Origin of the sequence: Leeuwenhoekiella parthenopeia (assembly GCF_020782115.1) — a bacterium.
Classification (GTDB): domain Bacteria; phylum Bacteroidota; class Bacteroidia; order Flavobacteriales; family Flavobacteriaceae; genus Leeuwenhoekiella; species Leeuwenhoekiella parthenopeia.
On sequence record NZ_JAJGMW010000001.1, the window covers coordinates 145,541 to 166,432 of the forward strand.

The 20,892-nt window shown below is 42.6% G+C and carries 9 protein-coding genes; 1 reads left to right on the forward strand and 8 read right to left on the reverse strand.

Annotation, left to right across the window (positions count from 1 at the left end):
* Nucleotides 1–6: 6 nt before the first annotated feature.
* Genes LLW17_RS00580 through LLW17_RS00590 form a run of 3 tightly spaced genes read right to left on the reverse strand, consistent with a single transcriptional unit; the run spans nucleotide 7 to nucleotide 5,763 of the window.
* Nucleotides 7–2,448, reverse strand: coding sequence for a glycoside hydrolase family 95 protein (locus LLW17_RS00580; protein WP_228228322.1), 2,442 nt, complete (start codon nucleotides 2,446–2,448; stop codon nucleotides 7–9).
* Between the two features lie 14 nt (nucleotides 2,449–2,462).
* Entirely contained in the window at nucleotides 2,463–3,824 is a 1,362-nt protein-coding gene (locus LLW17_RS00585) for a glycoside hydrolase family 43 protein (RefSeq protein ID WP_228228323.1), read from the reverse strand.
* A 4-nt stretch (nucleotides 3,825–3,828) separates the two neighbouring features.
* On the reverse strand, nucleotides 3,829–5,763 hold the full coding sequence (locus tag LLW17_RS00590; RefSeq protein WP_228228324.1) for a glycoside hydrolase family 97 protein: 1,935 nt from the start codon (nucleotides 5,761–5,763) through the stop codon (nucleotides 3,829–3,831).
* Nucleotides 5,764–6,158: 395 nt separating this feature from the next.
* On the opposite strand from LLW17_RS00590, the gene LLW17_RS00595 reads away from it, so the two are divergent.
* Nucleotides 6,159–10,292, forward strand: coding sequence for a hybrid sensor histidine kinase/response regulator transcription factor (locus tag LLW17_RS00595; RefSeq protein WP_228228325.1), 4,134 nt, complete (start codon nucleotides 6,159–6,161; stop codon nucleotides 10,290–10,292).
* Between the two features lie 2 nt (nucleotides 10,293–10,294).
* Here LLW17_RS00595 and LLW17_RS00600 read toward each other — a convergent pair whose 3' ends face one another.
* The 5 genes from LLW17_RS00600 to LLW17_RS00620 form a co-directional block, all read right to left on the reverse strand.
* Complete coding sequence (locus LLW17_RS00600) at nucleotides 10,295–11,377, reverse strand: endo-1,4-beta-xylanase (protein WP_228228326.1); 1,083 nt, start codon at nucleotides 11,375–11,377, stop codon at nucleotides 10,295–10,297.
* Between the two features lie 16 nt (nucleotides 11,378–11,393).
* Complete coding sequence (locus LLW17_RS00605) at nucleotides 11,394–12,887, reverse strand: vanadium-dependent haloperoxidase (protein WP_228228327.1); 1,494 nt, start codon at nucleotides 12,885–12,887, stop codon at nucleotides 11,394–11,396.
* Between the two features lie 82 nt (nucleotides 12,888–12,969).
* The gene (locus LLW17_RS00610) at nucleotides 12,970–16,299 is read right to left on the reverse strand and encodes a VCBS repeat-containing protein (protein ID WP_228228328.1); all 3,330 of its coding nucleotides are present in this window, start codon (nucleotides 16,297–16,299) and stop codon (nucleotides 12,970–12,972) included.
* A gap of 91 nt (nucleotides 16,300–16,390) precedes the next feature.
* Entirely contained in the window at nucleotides 16,391–17,875 is a 1,485-nt protein-coding gene (locus LLW17_RS00615) for a RagB/SusD family nutrient uptake outer membrane protein (protein ID WP_228228329.1), read from the reverse strand.
* A gap of 11 nt (nucleotides 17,876–17,886) precedes the next feature.
* Nucleotides 17,887–20,874 (reverse strand): SusC/RagA family TonB-linked outer membrane protein, encoded by a 2,988-nt coding sequence (locus tag LLW17_RS00620; protein ID WP_228228330.1) that lies wholly within the window; start codon nucleotides 20,872–20,874, stop codon nucleotides 17,887–17,889.
* Between the last annotated feature and the right edge of the window lie 18 nt (nucleotides 20,875–20,892).

The following is a 20,892-nucleotide window of genomic DNA, read 5'->3' on the forward strand; positions in this document are numbered from 1 at the left end:
ATAAGTTTAACCTGTGGTCAGTATATAGGTTTGTCCGGGTTCAGTTCGTAATTCGTATTCAAAAACAGGTTTGAGTTCCGGCTTTGTCAATTCCTTCGGATTTGCAATCAGGGGTTCAGGGATTTCAGGTGTTTGGAAAAATCCATTTTCAACTTCTCTAGTAATTTCTGATAATCCTTGGCCTTTTAAAGGTTCATAAGAACGGATGCGGCAAAGGCCTCCTAATGTGGATGTAATTTTAATTGTTTTGGCTTTATTATTTTCCCATTCCAAATCTACCTGAAAACCACCACGGGTTTTAAGTCCGCTTATAGCGCCTTTCTCCCAGGCATCGGGTAAGGCCGGTAAAATATGAATCGCGCCATCGTGACTTTGTACCAACATTTCGGCAATCCCGGCCGTGCAGCCAAAATTCCCATCAATCTGAAAGGGCGGGTGCGCATCGAATAAATTGGGATAGGTGCCTCCACGTTGCTTACCATCAGGTTGAATGGATGGTGTCAATTGATCCTGAATCAGCTTATACGCGTGGTTTCCATCGAGCAGACGCGCCCATAGGTTTACCTTCCAGCCCATAGACCAACCGGTAGACTCATCACCACGTGCTTCCAAAGAAGTTTTAGCCGCCTCAAAAAGCTGGGGGGTGCGATAGGGCGAAATCTGATTGGAAGGATACAAGCCGTATAAATGCGATACATGGCGGTGGTTATCTTCGGGATTATCCCAGTCGTACATCCACTCCTGTAATTGTCCCCATTTGCCAATTTGCATAGGTGGCAAACGCTTGAGGCTGGCTTCAATCTGCGTTAAAAGTTCACCTTCTTTATTTAGAATTTTTGAAGCTCTCAGGGTTTTGGTAAACACATCGTAAACCAACTGATTATCCATAGTAGCTCCGGCAGTCACAGACTCGGGATGATCGCTGTACGGCGCATTTTCAGGTGATATAGAAGGCGCGATCACCAACCAGTTATGCTTAGGCTCTTCAACCAAAAAATCCTGTAAAAAGCGTGCTGAACCTTCCAAAATGGGATAAACCGAATCTAAAAATTGCGTATCGCCTGTGTATTCATACTTATCAAACAAATGCTGCGAAAGCCAGGCGCCGCCCATAGGCCACATTCCCCAGAAAGCCGCATCTACCGGACCGGTAATGCGCCAGATATCGGTATTGTGATGGGCAACCCAGCCTGAAGCTCCGTACATATCGCTGGCGGTTTGTTTTCCAGCTTCAGACAACTCGCGTATCATTTGAATCAAAGGCTCGTGGAGTTCTGAAAGATTGGTACTTTCAGAAGGCCAATAATTCATTTCGGTATTGATGTTTATGGTGTATTTGCTATCCCAGACCGGTTTTAAGTCATTTGCCCAAATACCCTGTAAATTGGCCGGTTGGCCGCCGGGGCGTGAGGACGAAATGAGCAGATAGCGTCCAAACTGAAAATACAAAGGCACCAGGGCCAGATCGGTTCCGTCTTTAAAATTAGCAACGCGGGCATCGGTGGTTTCCGAGCTGGGAGTAGTTTCGCCCAGACTGAATTGAACCCGATTGAAATAAGATCGATAATCTGCTATATGTGCACGCTTTAAATCTTCAAATTTCTTTTGAGAAGCGCCCTTTAAAAAAGACATTGCTTTAGCTTCTGCATCCCCACCGATATCGTTATAGCTTTTAAAATTGGTAGACATCGAGATGTATAAAGTGGCAGCATCTGCGTTGGTGATTTCCAATTTGTTTTCGCTTTGCGAAAGGCTTCCGCCACTGGTTTTTGCTTTTACCTGCGCTTCAAATTTTACGGCACCTACAACACCCTCGTGATCGCTCGAAGTTCCCTGTAAACGAAGTGTATTTTCATCATCAACAAAAGAAGTGGCTCGCTCCTCTCTGGTTAAAGAAGCTGCAAAATTGAGTTTTCCCGATTCACTTGCGGTAAGTTGAACCACAATAACCTGATCGGGGAAAGACGAAAAAACTTCCATTGTATAAGCGACATCATCTCGCGACCATTGCGTGGTTGCCACAGCCGTTTCCAGGTCTAAGGTGCGCTCGTAATCGGTTACTGCTCCTGTATTTTTAAAGTCCAAATGAAGTTTCCCGAGCGTTTGATAGGGCATTCCGCTTTTACCGCTAAAAAATTTTTGATTGACCAAATCCTCAGCTTCCGCATAGTTTCCGTCAAAAATAAGTTGGCGTACCTGAGGCAGGGCTTCTTTAGCCTGCGGATTATCGTTGCGATACGGCTTCCCGGCCCAGAGTGTATTTTCATTCAACTGAAGGATCTCGTGATCCGGATCGCCATAAATCATAGCACCCAGACGGCCGTTCCCAACCGGAAGTGCTTCCACCCAAAGTTTAGCGGGTTCATCATAACGCAGCGTCATATCGGGCTGTTGGGCAAAAGCCGAAAAGCTCAGAAAAATCAGAAAAATGCTGCTCTTGATGTTCATAGTATTAATTGAATTTAGTTCTCTGAAAACATATAGTAATCGAAGAACATAATTTTAGTTGCTGCTTTTCCTTTAAAAACGAAATAGAGGTCGTGCACGCCGCTTACTTTTTCAATCTCTTGAGAAACCAAAGCCCAGCGGTCGTCGCCTCCCGTCATCGGCACCTTAAAAGCGGTTACCAGCGGCCCCTCTTTGCTGTCCAGGTGAACTTCCATACTTACATCGCTGTTGTGGGTGGTTCCCACACGGGCGGTAAAACGGGTTGCTCCTTCGGCTCTGAAATCAACATCCTTTACTTTGATGTAAGCATCATTTTTCATTGCGGTCACAAAAACACCAACGTTCTCATTCTCGTGAGCTTTGACGCCCTCAGACCAGGCAATGGTTTCCGCTTCGGTTTTTACAAAGGGATTTAAAACCTGTAAACTTTTCTCAATCCCATCGGTCATTTGAAGCTCCGGGATAGTTCCATCTTTATCAAATTTCAACTCTTCAACAGCCACCGAACGCGTAAAGCCGCTACCCCCGGGAAGTGCTGCATTGTGATAGAACAGATAGGTTTTCCCTTTATAATCTATCACCCCCGGATGGTTTGTAAATGCCCCGCCCTGTCTGGGCATCACTTTGCCCTGGTAGGTATACGGTCCGGTTATGTTTTTGCTTGTAGAATAGCCAAGGTGCTCTGGTAATGGCCCTGCGGCGAAAATAAGATAGTATAACCCGTCACGTTTATACACCCAGGGACCTTCTTCATAGGTCGTGGGACGTCTTTCATTAGGTTCCCCTTCCCGCTTCCCAAATGCTTCTATCGTATTGGGAATTTGCTGAATTTCGCTTCCCAGCGTGATCATATCTTCATTAAGCTTTGCGTAATAACACACGGGATTTCCCCAGAACAAATAAGCCTGCCCGTCATCATCAACAAACACCGCAGGATCAATATCTGCCTGACTTTCCTGAACGAGTGGTTTGCCTAATGGGTCAATAAAAGGACCGTATGGACTATCGCTCACAGCAACACCAATTCCGTTTTGCCCATTTCGGTCTGTTATAGGCACATACATATAAAACTTACCGTCCCGCTCTGTTGTAACCGGGGCCCATGCATTGCGCTGCGCCCAGTCAAAATCCTTATAGCTCAGCACGGTACCATGATCGGTCCAGTTTACCATATCTTCTGTGGTATACAGGCGCCAGTCATCCATAGTAAACCAGGTAGAATCGTCCTCATCGTGTGAGGTATACAGATAAACCTTACCGTTATAAACCATAGGAGCAGGATCTGCCGTATAATTGGTTTGTATAATGGGATTCTGGGCGAAAACCGAAGTAAAAGCCAGTAAGCTTAACAGTTGAAAAAGATTTTTTTTCTTCATCGTTTTATTCATTTACAATTACAAAACCACCTCCCGATTGCATCGTCAGGTTTAGTTTTCCGTTTTTAGGAATCTTAATCGTTTGGGTAGAAGTTTCGCCATTTTTATCATCATTGATAAGGCTCACGGTTTTGCCCGCCAAAAAAGGAAGTTCCAAATTCAATTTTTTAGGCTCGGCTTCGGCATTTACCCCCACAACATACCAGGTGTCTGCATTTCGCCTTGCCAGTACCGAAAACTTTCCGGGATAGCCATCCATAAAACGGGTTTCATCCCAGGTGGTAGGTAATTCTTTGAGGAAATCGAGCTGAAACTTCGGTGCATCGTCCAGGTTATTTGGCGTAAGCGCAAACATTTGTACCGGGTTTTGAAACAACACGCCCGTCGCCAATTGGAAGGCATCGGTAGTCAGCCGTTTTTGTCCGGATTTGTTTCCTCTATTTAAATAGTCGTTAAGCACCACGCCGCCAAATTCCATACTGGCGACAGCGTTGCGAATGAAGGGATGCAAAGTAGCGTTATAAGCCTCTCTTTTACGTACATCTTCCACAAAAACCAGCATTTCTGAAGCTACAACCGCTTCGCTACCCACAAAATTGGGATACATGCGCTCCCATCCGCGAGGCAGGGTGGTACCGTGAAAGATAATCATCAGTCCATAATCGTTAGCATCTGAAAGAATGTCTTCATACATGCGCATGGTTTCCTGCTTATCCCCACCAAAAAAGTCTACTTTAAGGCCTTTCACACCGGCTTCCTGAAGCCATTTCATCTCTTTTTTACGTTCAATAGAAGTATTCATTTTATTTAACGGAGTCTGGAAGGCGTCGTTTACAATCCCGTTAGAGTTGTACCAAAGAAAAACGCCCACATCTTTAGAAGCAGCGTAATCAATAAGCTCTTTCATACGCTCGTAACCAATACGCTCATCCCACCAGGCATCTATGAGAATGTATTTAAAATCCATTGCCGCTGCCAGATCCACATAGGCTTTTTGGTCTTCATAATTCATACTGGCGTCCTGCCAGATGATCCAGCTCCAACTGCCTTTACCATATTCGTATTCCTGCGAAGGCTCGTAAAGCGGCTCAACCACATCCCAGGGAATTGTGGTTTCTACCACAGGTTTTAAGCTTTTGCCTACGGTGATTGTACGCCAGGGCGTTATACCCGGAAGGCCCAACTGTGCCCCGCTGCTGCCAAAACCGTTGTTCTCTTTTTCATTGGGGTATTCAATATAAAAAGTACCATCCTGATACGCGCTTAAGTGCGAAGCGGGATATAAACTGCGCACGCCGGTTTCGGAAAGCAAAACCCAATATTCATCCTTAATTTTATAGAGTGCGGGAAAAACATAACCACCCGCTGCGGTTTGTTCGGCTATGGGCTTGTCTGCCGTGTAGGCCGACTCATAACTGGGAGCGGTACGTGCAAAACCGGTCATTGGCCGCATCACATTAGATAAAAAAGAAGTGGTTTCCTGCGGAAAGCTAAAGCCGGTAAGTTCCTTTTCTACAACAATAGCACGGGTTTCGCCCCATTTATCGATCTCATACCGGAAAGCGATATCGTTATCGCTTACCTGAACTAAAACAGAAAATCGGCGGTCTTTAGAATCACGTACTGTATACCGAAGGGTGTTTGCATTATACGTAATTTGAGATTGTTTGATTTTATCCTGCTCGTACGTTTTACTAACAGCATCCTTTACAGCTTCCACAAAAACCAAACCTTTGCTGAAATCCCCTTCGTTTGTAACAAAGCCTAAAGGGGCATTTGTAAATAGCTCTGTGTCATCATAATTTACCGAATAGACCAGATTGCCATCCATTACATCGACGGCAACCTCAAGGGATCCTTCGGGGCTGGTAATCGTTTCTTTTTGGGCATAAAGGCTAAGGCCAAAACCGATTAATAATGCTGTAAAACTTCTCTTCATAATTTTGCTTAAAGATTCCATCTACGGGTTAGACTAAAAAATTTTCAAATGGTTTAAAAGACTATAAGCCTAAAAAGCGTAAATTACAAAAAGTGTTTTGATTACATTTATGCTTAGGTTTCTAAAGTTTGGACACCAATTATTTTTAGCATATACTCATCAAAAGTCATTTTACACAAACAGTATTTCAAAATAATTACATCAAAAGGCCTCATTGATACGAATAGTTGATCCATCCGTTTTTTAGAAAAAGTCTGAACACCCCTAATAATAGCTGATCAAATAGCACTAGCTTCGATTAAATTTAACCGGTCAGACCGTTTTAAAGTGATTTAAAGCAGCTTAAAAACGTCATTGTTCTTATCCTTGAGCATAGCCTGAGTACACGTTTACTTATGATAGTTAACCGCATATTTTTTTCGATTTTACTCTTCTGCGCCATCGGATCTTTAGACCTGAAAGCTCAGGAATTAAAGGAGAAACTTCAATTTACCGAGGTCAAAAACCTTCCCGTGCAGCGTGCAGTAACGGCATTTGCGCAGGACACCAATGGATTTCTGTGGTTTTCAACTTACGGGGCAGGTTTATTTAAGTATGACGGCAGTAACTTTACCTCTTACAAAGAGAGCTGGAAGGACACCCAGTCGCTAAGCAGCTCCCTGGTACACGCGATTTACACTGATGCTATGGGTACTATCTGGCTGGGTACCGAAAAAGGCTTAAACCGCTACCGGCCCGAAACCGATGATTTTGAGAACACCAGTCTGCTAATCGCGGAAAATGAAAAACCCTTCGCCATTCACTGTGTGAGCAGTCTCAACGACAGCACTTTAATTGTAGGTTCGCACAATAATGGGGTTTACCAGGTGAATAAACAAAGTGGAAAAATTGACCCCATTCCCTTTAAAATCCCGATAAATAATGACTGGCTCAGATTTAACAGTATTGAAATAGTTCAGTCTAAAATCTATTTGGGTACCTCATTAGGCTTGTTTGAATACAATGAGCAAACCAGGCAAATCGACCGAAGCGAGTTTATCTTAAACGGAACTAAATCACGTATACCCTATCACATCAGCAAGATACGTGCAGACGCCAACGGCAATCTTTGGATTGGCACATACAGTAACGGCTTATTTCGGCTTGACTTAAATGAAAAACTGTACAACTACCGGGAGCTTCCCATTACTACAAAACGTATTCTTTCAATTACCGAAATCGATTACGGCAAGATCCTGGTTGGTACCGAAAATGACGGCCTCTTTATCCTCAACCAGGAGGGTCGCCTGCTGGACAATTATACCCACAGTAAATTTGGCGATAACCTCATTCAATCAAACTCTATCTGGAGTCTTTTTGTAGATAAAGATGATCGCATCTGGATGGGTTATTACAGCGACGGCATCAGTTTTTATGATCCTGATTATGATAAATTTAAGGATCTGGAAAGCATTCCATACAAAACTGAATCGCTACAGGACGGCTCGGTTACCGGAATACTTGAAGATGACCGTTCGAGGCTTTGGATAGGTATGGACGGGGGTGGTATTGACGTTTACGATAAAAAGAACGGCAGCTTTACCCATTTAATAGATCCTGACAACCCTATCGCAACAGGCCTTACCACCAGCGATATTCAGGCACTTTTTCTTGACAGTAAGGACAATTTATGGGCCGGTTCGTGGAATGCGGGAATATTTTTTCTCAAAAAAGGATCTAAACAATTTACTAATTATACCGGTCAAAATGGTCTGGCATCGCGCAGTACCATTTGCTTTGCCGAAGATTCGCAGGGTACGATTTACATAGGCACATTTAATGCCGGTCTAATCACCTTCGATCCTAAAACAAATCAATTTGAACGCCTGGATGGTGAAGCGTTCAGCAGTGCCGGAATGGCCAACTGTGATGTGCGTAAAGTAGTTATCGATCAAAATGACATGCTTTGGGTTGGCACTACCAAAGGTCTTTTTACAGTTAAAAAGAAGACAGACGGCTACGAGGTACAATCACAAAATGCCCGAATGTACGCGGACAGGGATAGCGAGGATTTACAATATTACATTCTGTCTCTGTTTCTAGATGATGAGCGCAATTTATGGATTGGTACAGACGGAGGTGGTTTGTGTAAATACGATAAGAAAACAGACTCTTACATCTGGTTTCAGGATGTAATAGAGAAGCAAACTATCGCTTCAATCATAAGTGATTCTCAAAACCGATTGTGGCTTGCCGGAAATAATGGGCTTTCAAACTTCGATCCCAAAAGTGAAGAGGTTATTAATTACACGGTAAATGACGGGCTTCTGGCCAATGACTTTCATAACAATTCGGTTTTGAAAGACGATCAGGGCAGGTTGTATTTTGGCAATTACAAAGGCATCAATTACTTTGACCCTGCTGCGATTAACAGCTCTATGCAACAACCCGATCTGTATTTTGCCGAACTGCGATTGTTTAATGAAAAAGTGGGTCCAAAGACGGAGAATTCACCTTTACACGAGGTCCTGTTTTCAACCCAAAAGCTTACTCTAAAACCGCATCAATCGGTATTTACCATTGAATATGCTGCGATAGATTTTACAAGACCTTCAGACAACAGCTATGCCTATATTCTCGAAGGTTTTGATAATTCCTGGAACTATGTGGGCAATGCCAAAAGCGCGACCTATACCAATATCCCTCCCGGAAATTACACCTTCAAGGTTAAAGCCGCAAATAATGACGGGGTTTGGACCGAGGAGCCCATCGCATTAAGCATAAGCCTCTTACACCCATGGTATAAGCAAACCTGGGCCATTTTACTTTATATCCTGCTCAGCCTTATTCTGGCCTACATAGGCTATCAATTTACTCAAAGCAGACTGGCCGAAAAGCGTTTGATTCAATACGAGCGCGATAAGCGCCGGCAGGAAGAAGAGCTTAACAACAGGAAACTTCAGTTTTTTACAAATATTTCCCACGAGTTTCGCACCCCGTTGACCCTGATCAAAAATCCGATTGAGGATATCATCACCAATAAAGAATACACTTTTCCAAAGGCTATTGCCGAAAAGCACAGGAGTATTTTTAGAAATACCGAAAGATTGATTCGATTGATCAATGAATTGATGGATTTTAGAAAACTTCAGTTCAATAAAACAACGCTAAAAGTTGAAAAAATAGCCATCACCCCCTTTTGCGAACAAATTGTCGCACATTTTAAGGAAGAGGCCTTTCAGCGTAATATCGCGCTTGAAATAGCATCTGAAGAAGAAGATTTGCACGTGTACGCAGACCCGGGAATGCTGGAAAAAATCATTTTTAACCTGCTCTCCAACGCCTTTAAGGCGACACCCGATCATGGTTTGGTTTCAGTAGGGCTAAGACGCACAGACTCCCCGATAATCCTTCCGGAAATCTCCTCTGAAACTCCTGTAGAAGCCCTAGAAATTCAGGTAGAAGACACCGGTTTTGGCATTCCAAAAGAAGAGATTGAGAAAGTTTTCGACCCTTTTTACCAGGTAGAAGGGATGAATAAGCAGTACTATGGGGGCACGGGTATTGGTCTCGAGGTGGTGCGCAGCTTTCTGATTATGAATAAAGGTAAAATTGAAGTGAGCAGCAAGGTTAATAAAGGGACAAGCTTTAGAATTTATCTGGGTCTCGGCAAGGCGCATTTCTCTGCTCAGGAACTCACATCGGTTACCGATCTCGTTCCCGAAGCAGAAATTACGGAAACGCCCGTTCCCGAAGAGATTACCACCTCCCAGAAATCCTTACCTGAAATCAAAAAGGGAGATAAACTAAACACGCTACTTATTATTGAAGATAATTTTGAATTGCGTAAATACCTTAAAGAACAGCTTAAAACATCGTATAAAATAATCGAAGCCATCAATGGTGAGGAAGGACTTAATCTGGCTCAAAAATTTATACCTGATGTTATTCTTACCGATGTGCTGATGCCGCAAATGGATGGGGTCACCTTTTGTCGCAAGCTGAAAAATGATATTAAAACCAGCCATATACCCGTACTTATGCTTACGGCAAAAGCCCAGACAGACGACTGGCTCGCCGGTCTTGATGCCGGTGCAGATGCCTATATCAACAAGCCGTTTAATATAAAAATTGTGCGCTCCCAGCTTAAACAGCTCATCGCCAACAGGCAAAAACTGTTTACCAAATATTTTCAGGAACTGAGCACGGCAGATCTGAAGCTTAACAGCAGCTCTTTAGACAAAAAATTTATAGCTAAAGTCATCAACTACATCTACCAGAACATTAGTGATCCCAAGCTCAATGTAGAAAATCTGGCCGATGAACTGTCGCTGAGCCGCAGCCAGCTTTACCGCAAAATCAAGGCGCTTACGGGCCAGACTGCTAATGAATTTATACGAAAAATACGTCTGGAAAAGGCTAAAGAGCTTCTGGAAAACGGCGTAGAATCGGTAAGTGAAGTAGGCTATAAAGTAGGCTTTGCCACGCCCTCCTATTTTACACGTTGCTTTAAAGCCGAATTTGGAAAACTTCCTACAGACATTAAATGAGGTTATTCTGAAAGACCTTTTCTAAAACCGAAATAGGCAGGTTTGGGTTCCAGTTTTTCATCATAAATGGTAGGCCAGTCTTTAAGGTCAAAAAACGGATTGATCCAGGTATCGCGGTCTGTAAAATCCCAGAATGTAATCCCAAACTGCTGCGAAACCGGCACTTCTTCCCTATAAATTTTTGCAACCATCTCATACTTTTGAGCCTGTTGCTCTAACATTTTTGGGGTGACGCTGCTGTACAGTTGCTCCCCACCTCCACGGGTATCATCGTGCGTATTGAAGATGATATCCAGTTCCGAAAAATGAATTTTTAATCCGGTTGCAGCCATCTTACGCACACTTTCACGTATTAGACTATCGGGAATATCCATACGCAGGTGCATTTGAACCCCAAGGCCGGTAATGGGCACATCATCTGCCTTAAGTTCTTCAATCATTTTAAGCACTCCGTTAAGTTTTGCCGTATCACGCTCCAGATTAAAATCATTGTAGAATAAATCTGCTTCAGGGTCTGCCTCGTGAGCGTATCTAAAGGCATTCGCGATGTATTCCTTTCCTAATTTGTTGTACCAAAGGGTTTTTCTGTACTCGCCACCCTGCGTATCAAAACCTTCATTAACCACATCCCAGGCAGCTACTTTCCCTTTGTAACGGCCCACATAATCCTGAATGTAGGTCTTAAGAAAATCACCCAGCCAGAGGCTATCTTCTGTACCCTTTTGAAAAACCCAGCGCGGTGTCCCCGAATGCCAAACCAAAGTATGACCAAAAAGACGCAGATCATTTCTTTGGCTAAAAGCTACCAGACTATCTGCTCGATCCCACTTGTAGTTTCCTTCTTCCGGAGCAATAGCGTACATCTTCATATCTGAAGTAGCCGTAATACTGGTGAAGTTCTCGAAAATAATGGCTTCTAATGCGGTATCCTGCAGCACCTGCCGTATTTCAACGGCCCCTCCAATGGGAAATGAACTGAAGTCTTTCAGACCCTTTTTTTCTTCAGATTGTTCCGAAACGCATCCGATAAAAAAGATCAGACTTAAAATCATTAATTTGGAGTAAGCTTCTGCTGTTTTTTGCATTAGTTCATTTTTGTAATTAGTAATTGGATTGTCCTGTATGATAGTTGTAAAAATCCCAAACCTGATGCGCCACGGCGCGACCAAGCTCCAGACCGGCAATATTATCTGCCTGTATGTGATAGCCGCCCATTACCCGGGAAATCCCGGCCATTTCTGCGGCTTGCGTAAAGGTGGGAAAATCAAGAATGATGGGCTCTCCCAATGCCTGAGGCTCTGTTAAAGCACCCGGAACCAATTCTACCTGCACGTCCAGATAGTCACTGCCGGTCCATAATTTTAAAAGTTCGGCGCAGGCACCGCTTATGGTACTGTGACCGGAAGTATAGCTGGGAAAGGGCGGGCAAAGAAAAGCTGATGGTGAATAAGGTCTCCATTCTTCTCCTTTGATCGTGCCGGTACCCAGGCCGGGGCCTTTCCATCCGGTGATTTCTTTTCCTTTGAAATAGTGATGTACCAATGCAAAAGGTCTGGCAGAGTCGTAAAACATTTTAGAATCCCAGGAAGCAATAAACGCATCCATAGCCGTAACCTGATTGGCAAAAAACATTTTGACATCCTCATCAAGGCTATGATTGTCACGTTTTGAAACCTGCTGGGCAAACTTAAGCCAGTGTCCTGCCTGTTGCACAGATTGCGGACCATCACGCATAAATTCTACAAGTGCACGTTGCTCGTCTGTAAGATTGGCCTGCAGTTCAACCACCTCTTCCACTTCTTTTTGAAGCTGTTCTGATCCTACTTTTGGGGGTGGCCCGGGTCTGAACTGATCGGCACTCTTAAGCGCAATGGGTTTTACCAGTTGCCAATACGGTGTAAGGCAGCTGGGCGCAAATTTTTCGCCGGAATCCCGTGTAAAATACTTGGGTTGCCAACGGTCGTAATCGTTGAGCTGATCTACCGTATTTACCGGTTTATAGTTTGTATAATCTGAATAAGGTATAGAAAATCCTTCTACTTCCCCGTATTGATTAGAACCATCATGGTAACGGGCTTTAATGGTTGCCTGCGCCGCCAGATTGCCAATACCTACAGCAGTGGTGGGATCTAAAGAAGTATCATCAGGATCATATCCCAGGTGCAGCATAAATTTTTTAAACTGAAGGCTGTCGTAGGGATAGTATTCTCTTAAGGTATGATAAGCAGCATAGCTTATTGCCTTTTCTTTATTGGCCAGAGTTTGTGCTTCAGACGGAAACTTATCGTAGCCCTCCATATAGACCGGGATTGCCGCATCATCAAAAGCAGACCAGGCGTCAAAAACCGCTACAAAAATCAGAGCGAGAAAACGGGAAGTTACTGTTGGCCGGGGAGCGATACGATCGGTATCGTTTGCGGTAGCCAGTATAGCCATTTCAGACCATTGGTAGGCCAGGTTCTGATCATCCATATCATCAAGACGATCTTCTAAAGTCATCACAGGTACATAGTCCTGCGCATTAGCGATAACCGAACTGAAAACCAGCACTAAAACCAGCAGGCTGAAGCGCTTTTTAGAAATGAAAAATTTCATAATAAATTCTTAAAAAATAACATATAAAGAAACAAAATTATATTTAGTGTATAAAAAACACCTGTATTCTTTTTTACAGAAATCAGTTCACTTTTAACGCCTGAAGGTAATCTGAATTTTTAGCCGCCAAAATATAGTCTTCAGAGCCCATGCGATAAGGCTTGAGAGCTTTTACATCTCCCGGAAGAAAAACACCGCTTTCTGCCGCTCGTATTGCTGTAAAACCACCTTTACCGTCACCCGCCAATAGCACCCCTTTAAAAGCATCGTTTCGGGGAGTTTCAATCTCAGACTGGTATAAATTACCGGCCAAAAGAGCATCCAGGTTTCCGTCGTTATTAAAATCCTTAACAACAATACCGTTTACACTAGACAATTGCGCAGCACGAGGCAATTCATGCACAATCATTTTACCCTCATCATTTTCCAGATAGATACTGGCGAAGGATTTTACCTGATAATGCAAGGCGCTGTTTAATAACTTTTCAGAATATACCTCACCTAAAGTAGCTTCAGAAAAACTGGCGTAGTCTTTAAATTTCTGTTTTATGCCCGGAATTTGCTGCGAGGAGCATTGTCTGCCACGCAAGGGATATTGCTTACCGTCATTGTAATAGCCGAGTACAATGTCCTGGTTTTCGTTGCTGTCAAAATCTCCGGCATAGATGTCAAATGGCTCTTCTTCTGAAGCTTTGTATTTATAATTAAGTCCGTTATTGCCTAACAGATAATCAACATCTCCATCCCCGTCAAAATCGCCTGAAGCAATACTCCACCACCATCCGGTGGTATCTTTAGCCGGTAGGACCTGTTTAGAAACCTCGACAAAACCGTTTTCGGTATTTTCAAATAAACGTATGGGCATCCACTCCCCTACGATGATGATATCAGGTCTGTTATCTCCATTAAAGTCGGAAACAGATGCGGCTGTAGCCATGCCTAAATTTTTAAAAGCTTCGGGTTGCATATCATTTGCGACTTCAAATTTAGGATTAGCCCTGGTCCCGGTATTTTTCAGCAGGTATGAAGATGCCGGGAATGGGTATTTCCCGGGAGTCTGGCGACCCAAAACCAGAAGATCCTGTTTCCCATCACCATCAAAATCTTCCGCATAAACCCTGGCACCACTGGATTTTAAATCAGGCAGGGCACCTTCGGCAAGGCTAAAACCGCCTTTACCGTCATTTAAATACAAACGGTCATTAAGCAATGGCGAACTCTGACCAAACTCATAACCACCGCTTACCACAAACAAATCCTGGTCACCATCCCCATCTGCATCGAAAAATGCAGCATCGATATCTTCATAGATTTTATCCTTCGTAAAAGCGGCTACAGCTTTGCGGCTTATTCCCGACTGCTCCTGGATAAAGAGCGAGGCTTCCTGATCTTTTGCACCCCCTATAAAATAATCCTGCAAACCGTCATTATTAACATCGCCAACTGCTAAAGCAGGACCAAATTCAGACATTTTATGAGGTAGTAAGACCTGATTTTTAAAATCATCATAGGTATTTTCAGTGTGTAAATAATCTGGGAATATGCCCTCCCCGGCCTGAGCAAACAGCCTTTCATTCTGAGGCTTTAATAGAGACGCATCGGGTTGTACTGCGTTTTTTTCGTCAAAAACCAATTCCTGATTTGCAGTAACATCCCGAAGTACTTCTTCTTTCCCGCTTGTCCATACTACACGAACCTCATCAATGTTTTCGGTCTTGTTCAGCCCAAAATACAATACAGGCGCAACCGAGGATTGAAAACCTCTGGTAAGGGTAAGCTCCTGCATTTGAGTCGTATCGCCTGTCTTCAAATAGATACGATTACCAATACCCATGCCATTGGCACTTTCGCCTTTAAACTTTATCCGCAAAAAATTTGAACGCTCTGAAGACTTATTGTTGAATATCGAAGCGGGATCGTCAATATTGTTTGTGACCAGTTCCAGATCGCCATCGTTATCCAGATCTGCGTAAATACCGCCGTTTGAGAAACCTTTAAAACTGATATTCCAGGAGTCATTGGCCTTTTCAAAAGCATAATCGCCTTTATTCTGAAACATAAAATTGTCGAGCTTTTCTTCAGGGATGTTTTGGCTCCAAAACAGTAAACTATCCTGAGCTATGCCGCCTTTCTCTTCAATACGGTTGAAGTAATCGTTATCATTAATTTCACGACGCGTTCCGTTTGTAATGAACAAATCCTTGAGGCCGTCGTTATCAAAATCGGCAAACAGCGGTCCCCAACTCCAGTCTGTGGAAGATGTTCCGGTTATTCGGGAAATGTTTGAAAAATCGGGTATGCCTTCCGCATTAAAAACCCCGTTATTCATCTGCATGCAATTGTGCATGTATTGATAATGAAACCCGGCATCTACCACACTCCAAAACAAATCGGCATTCATACTCGCCATATTGGCCTTTTTGCGCCGGTTGATTTTAGCATCCATATCGGCCTGAAAGAAATCGAGCAGACCATCGTTATTGAAGTCGGCAATGTCAACCCCCATCCCGTAAAATGCAGTTTGTGCCGTGGCCTCTTTAACCACTTCACTAAAAGTACCGTCGCCTTTATTGAGATACATCATGTCTGGCGAATTGAAATCGCTGGAAACGTAAATATCGGGCCAGCCATCGTTATTTAAGTCGCCTATAGTTGCGCTAAGCGAAAGACTGTAGGATCGCAAACCGGCTTTATCGGTCACATCTACAAAGCCGTTACCGGTGTTTTCGTAGAGGTGATCGGTTTGCAGGTCTGAAGGATTACGCATATACTGCTCATAGACCCAGGTTGGTGAACTGAATTTGGTAGGAGGATAATTAGCCTGATACATATCGAGGTCGCCGTCTTTATCGTAGTCAAAAAACGTTGCCTGAATACTGTTACCTTCATCAGCCAGTCCATAAGCGCTAGCTTGCTCTGTAAAGGTGTTGTCCTGATTATTGATGAATAACTGATTAGTTCTGGGTTCAAATTTTCCGCTAACCGAGCAATAGATATCGAGGTAACCATCCCCGTTGACATCGGCCATCGTCACCCCGGTGTACCAGCGGCCATCTCCACCCACACCTGCGGGCAAAGTAATGTCTTCAAATTGCAGATTTCCCTTGTTGAGATAGAGTTTATTCTGCACCTGATTTCCGGTAAAATACAAATCTATAAGCCCATCATTGTTGATATCTCCAGCCGCAACACCACCACCCATATAAATATAATTGTAGGTGAAATAGTTAAGCGAATCGTTTTCGGTTAATGTGTTTGTGAACGAAACTCCGGTAGCTTCTGCCTCAAGACTTTCGAAAATTTTAAAATCTTTAGCGTCAGCCTTATCTGCTGCTTCCTCTTCTTTCCCACAGGAAATCAAAAGCTGAAGACAACAGGCAAGTAAAACAATTCGCAAACTAAGGTGTATCATAAAAACAAAGGTTTCAGAAAAAGATAAATGCTGTAAAACACGGAAGCAACACTATAAAAATAGTGTTGCTTCTGTGGTAAACCAATTCAAATTAATAACCGGGATTCTGATCGTCCTGACTAATTGCGTCATTGGCACTTATTTCCCTATCCGGTATAGGCCAAACTTCATGTTTCCCTTGTTGGAAACCGGTACCTGCTAGTTCTGTGCTTGCGATACCCCATCTGATGATATCATCAAAGCGAACCTGCTGACCGGCTAGCTCCACTTTACGTTCGTGTACAATTGCGTCAAAAACCTGTTGCTTACTAAGATTATCATCTATAGGGTCAAGCTCTGCGCGCTCTCTTACACGATTGATGAGAGTAATAGCTTCCGGAGTACGGTTTGTTTCATTGGCAGCCTCAGCTTTCATCAATAACACATCTGCATAACGTATCACTTTAAAATTGATACCAGATTCCTGCTCTTCTGCATTACGACGGTAATAATTCTGATATTTTCTCCATCCTGCAGGACGTATTCCCGCTGTTGTTGATAAATCACTTGCTACAATCACACCCTCTCCATTGTTGTATGTGTCGCCTTCAAAGTAAAAGTTTTCGGCTGAGCGAATATCCCCTTCTTCATATTCATCTAATAAATCCTGTGATGGGTATACATTAAACCAATCTAATACTCCATAATCCTGACCTCTAAAGGTAGACTCATTAAAGCCCTGTGCGCTAACATTTGAATCCCATTTATTAGCTGTACCAATGGCGCGGTCAAATTCAATTTCAAAAAGAGACTCAATTCCGTGTTCTGTTTCTTCCTTGAAGTTGTCAAAATAATTATCCTCTAAATCGTAACCGGTGATATCATCAAAGGCATCATATGCCAGATCATATTGCTTTTGAAACAAAAGTGCTTTACCCAGGTAGGCTAAAGCCGCACCTTTAGTTGCTCGCCCATTCAATTCTTCACCTCTTGCAAGTAAATTATCTGCTGCAAAACGAAAATCTTCAATAATCTGGGCAAAAACTTCGTCACGCGTAGCACGTGGCAAACCTTCTGAACTTTCAGGAAGACCACTAAACAACGGCACACCACCAAAACGTGTGGCTAGTAAGAAATAATAATGACCTCTTAAAAACCGTGCTTCCGCTATATATTTATTTTTCAGTCTTTCTGATAGAATAGATTCCGGAATTTCATTTATACGATCAATGTTTGAAATTACAAAATTAGCTTTGTTCACACCTTTAAAACAACTATCCCAAAAATCAGCAATCTCGGTGTTACTCGAGTCAAACGTAAACCTACTATAGGTTAATTTGTTTGCTTCCTGCTGTGGATTAGGACTGTTATCCTGCCCCATGTTATCATACATGTAAAATAAGAGTCGACTGTAAAGCGCATTAGTTTGATTTTGAGCATAAGAAGCGTTTACTGCAGATCGAACCTGTCCCTCGTTTGTGAAAAATGTTTCAGGACTTAAAGCATTTGGATTAGTAAGTTCCAAATTACTTTCGTCGCAAGACTGTGTCACCACAAAAACCAGGGCAAACAGTGCAAAAATTTTATAGTTTTTCATAATTCTTTTTTTTAAAATGATACATCAAAACCTAGTAATACAGAAACCGGCTGCGGATAATCCCCACGATCAAAACCAACCTCTCCTGCTCTACTTACTACTTCAGGATCTAAACCGGAGTAGTTTGTCAGCGTTATTAAGTTTTGACCGCTCATATATACTCTTAATCGTTTAACAAAATCAATAACCGTATCATCAAAAGTATAACCCACGCTTAGATTTTTAAGACGCATAAATGAACCATCTTCTACAAAACGGTCTGAAGCGACAACGTTCTGTGGCGCTCCGTCGTAACGCGGTATAGAATTCGATGGATTTGTCGGAGTCCAGCGATCTAAAACCTCAACTCCGGCATTAAACAATCTGGTCATACCTTGTAAATCATAGATATTCGTGTTGTAAATATCATTACCTGCGACGCCATTAATAAACAAATTGAAGTCAAAGTTCTTATAACGGGCATCAAAATTTAAACCATAGGTTAAATCCGGATATGGATTACCTATAATCTGTCTGTCAGCAGAGTTAATGGTACCATCATTATTGGTGTCTACATAACGTATATCACCTGGCTGCACTACATCTTGATCTGGATTTGCTGTAAAAACAGCGTCTACTTCAGCTTGATTTTGATAAATACCATCGGTAACTAAACCATAAAAGTGAAACAGAGGTTCTCCAGGTTCAGCTCTTATAACACGCTCTCCTTCGAAACCATCAAAGAAAAACTGTTCTGTACTTCCACCAAGGTCTAAAACCTCGTTTGTGCTGGTTCCCAGGTTTACATTAACAGACCAGGTAAAATCACCGTCATAATCGTTATATCCTAAAGCTAATTCAACCCCATTGGTTTGAACCGAAGCAGCATTGGAAGCAACAGTTGAACTACTATATCCAAAAGAAAGAGGAAGCTGAATATCTACTAATAACTCATCACTTTGATTTCTATAATACTCTAATGATGCTGTAAACTTATTATTTAGTGCGGCAAAATCAAGACCTACGTTAAGCATGCTGGTCTCTTCCCATTTTAAATCGGGATTTGCCAAGCCGTTAGGAGTGGTACCTATAGCAGCTACACCTGCCACCGGGTAAACAAAGTCACTAAATAAGGTAGTAGAATATCTGTAATCAGCAATTCGGTCACTACCGGTTATACCATAACTCCCTCTGAGTTTAAGGGTACCAATTTCACTATCATTCATAAAATCCTCTCGAGCTATGTTCCAGCCTAATGAAAATGCGGGAAAATTACCCCATCGATTGTTAGCTCCAAATCGAGAAGATGCATCTCTCCTGAATGAGGCTGATACGATGTATTTATCATCATAATCGTAATTTATACGGGCCAGATAACTCAAACGATTGTTCTCAAAAGTTGTACTTCCCGCAGCTTGTTGTTCGCTACCTAATTCTTTGATATCATTAGTAATGGTATTACGCGCCTCTGCACTAAAACTTTCAGTTTTACTTGTGTATTGCTCAACCAAGGCAAGTGCTTCTAAGTTATGAACGTCATTAAACGTTTTTTTATAAGTCAAGCTATTGTCAAATGTAATTGCCTGTCCTCTGGTACTTCCTCTTAGAGCAAATGCAAAGTTTTGGAAGTGGGTAGCCCCTAAATCATCATCATTAAAAGCCGGAGTAAACTGATTAGTCAATCCGTCAAAAAAGTCAAGACCTACCTGAGATCTTACACTTAACCCGTCTAGAATCTCATATTCTGCATAAACGTTTCCTATTACAGCTACGTTTCGGGTTTCAAAATCACTAAGTGTTTGAACCCGCACCGGGTTTTCGGCATCCTGACCATCAGCTGCACTGTTAGGCCCTTGAAAACCACCTAAATTTTCATCGTTATATATATTAAGATAGGGAGCAGCCTTTATAGCGTGTTCAATTAAAGAACGACCACCGCTTTCTAAAATAGGTTTAGTTTTACTAAACGCAACCGACATCGTTTCACCTATTTTGAAGTTACCGGTAGTATATTGAGATGTAGCTCTAAAAGAAAAACGCTCAAAACCAGAATTAATAACAGCTCCTTCCTGATCCTGATAATTGGCTGAAAACCGATACGTACCGTTTTCATTACCTCCTGAATAAGCAGCATTATAATTCTGAATGAGACCAGATTCAAAAATAGCGTCCTGAAAGTTTGTGTAATTATTTAAAAAATCTGCTGGTCGGTCGATATTAGCACCAATTTCATTAGCAAATTGCAAATATTGATCGGTATTTAGTGTATTGTAACGCTTGTAGATCGTTTGAAATCCACTGTAAGCATTAAAAGAAAGTGTTCCTCGTCCCGGTTTTCCACTTTTGGTAGTTACTAAAACAACACCATTAGATCCTAAGGATCCGTAAAGAGCAGTAGTTGATGCATCCTTTAATATGGATACTGATCCGATATCATTTGGACTGATACCGGAAAGGTTCCCTACAATAACACCATCAATAACATATAGTGGATCATTATTACCAAAAGTTCCGAGACCTCTAATACGTACATTGGGTGATGTACCCGGAGCACCTGCATTGGTTACCGTAACACCCGGAGCTCTACCCTGTAAGGCTGACTCGGCGTTGGTTACCGGTAAGGCATCTATAGCTTCAGAGTCAACTGTTGAAATAGCACCGGTAACTTTGGTTCTGCTTTGTGAACCATAGGCGACTACCACTACATCTTCCAAAGCCTCTGCAGACTCTGCCAAAGTAATATCGAATGTTGTTTGAGAACCTACAGTAAGTTCCTGGTTTTCAAAACCTACATAACTAATAAGAATTTTATCTGTTGATGCAACTCCATCGATTGAGAACATCCCGTCAAAATCTGTTGATGCGCCTTTATTAGTCCCTATCACAGCTACAGAGGCACCTGGTAGCGGCATTCCTGACGGATCCTTAACGGTACCCGTGATGGTTTTTGTTTGCGCAAGTAAGTCTGCGCCGGTGAGCAGCAGAACAAACGCAAAAATTGCAAGCTTAATTTTGGTCATATTGGTGAATTTTGAGTT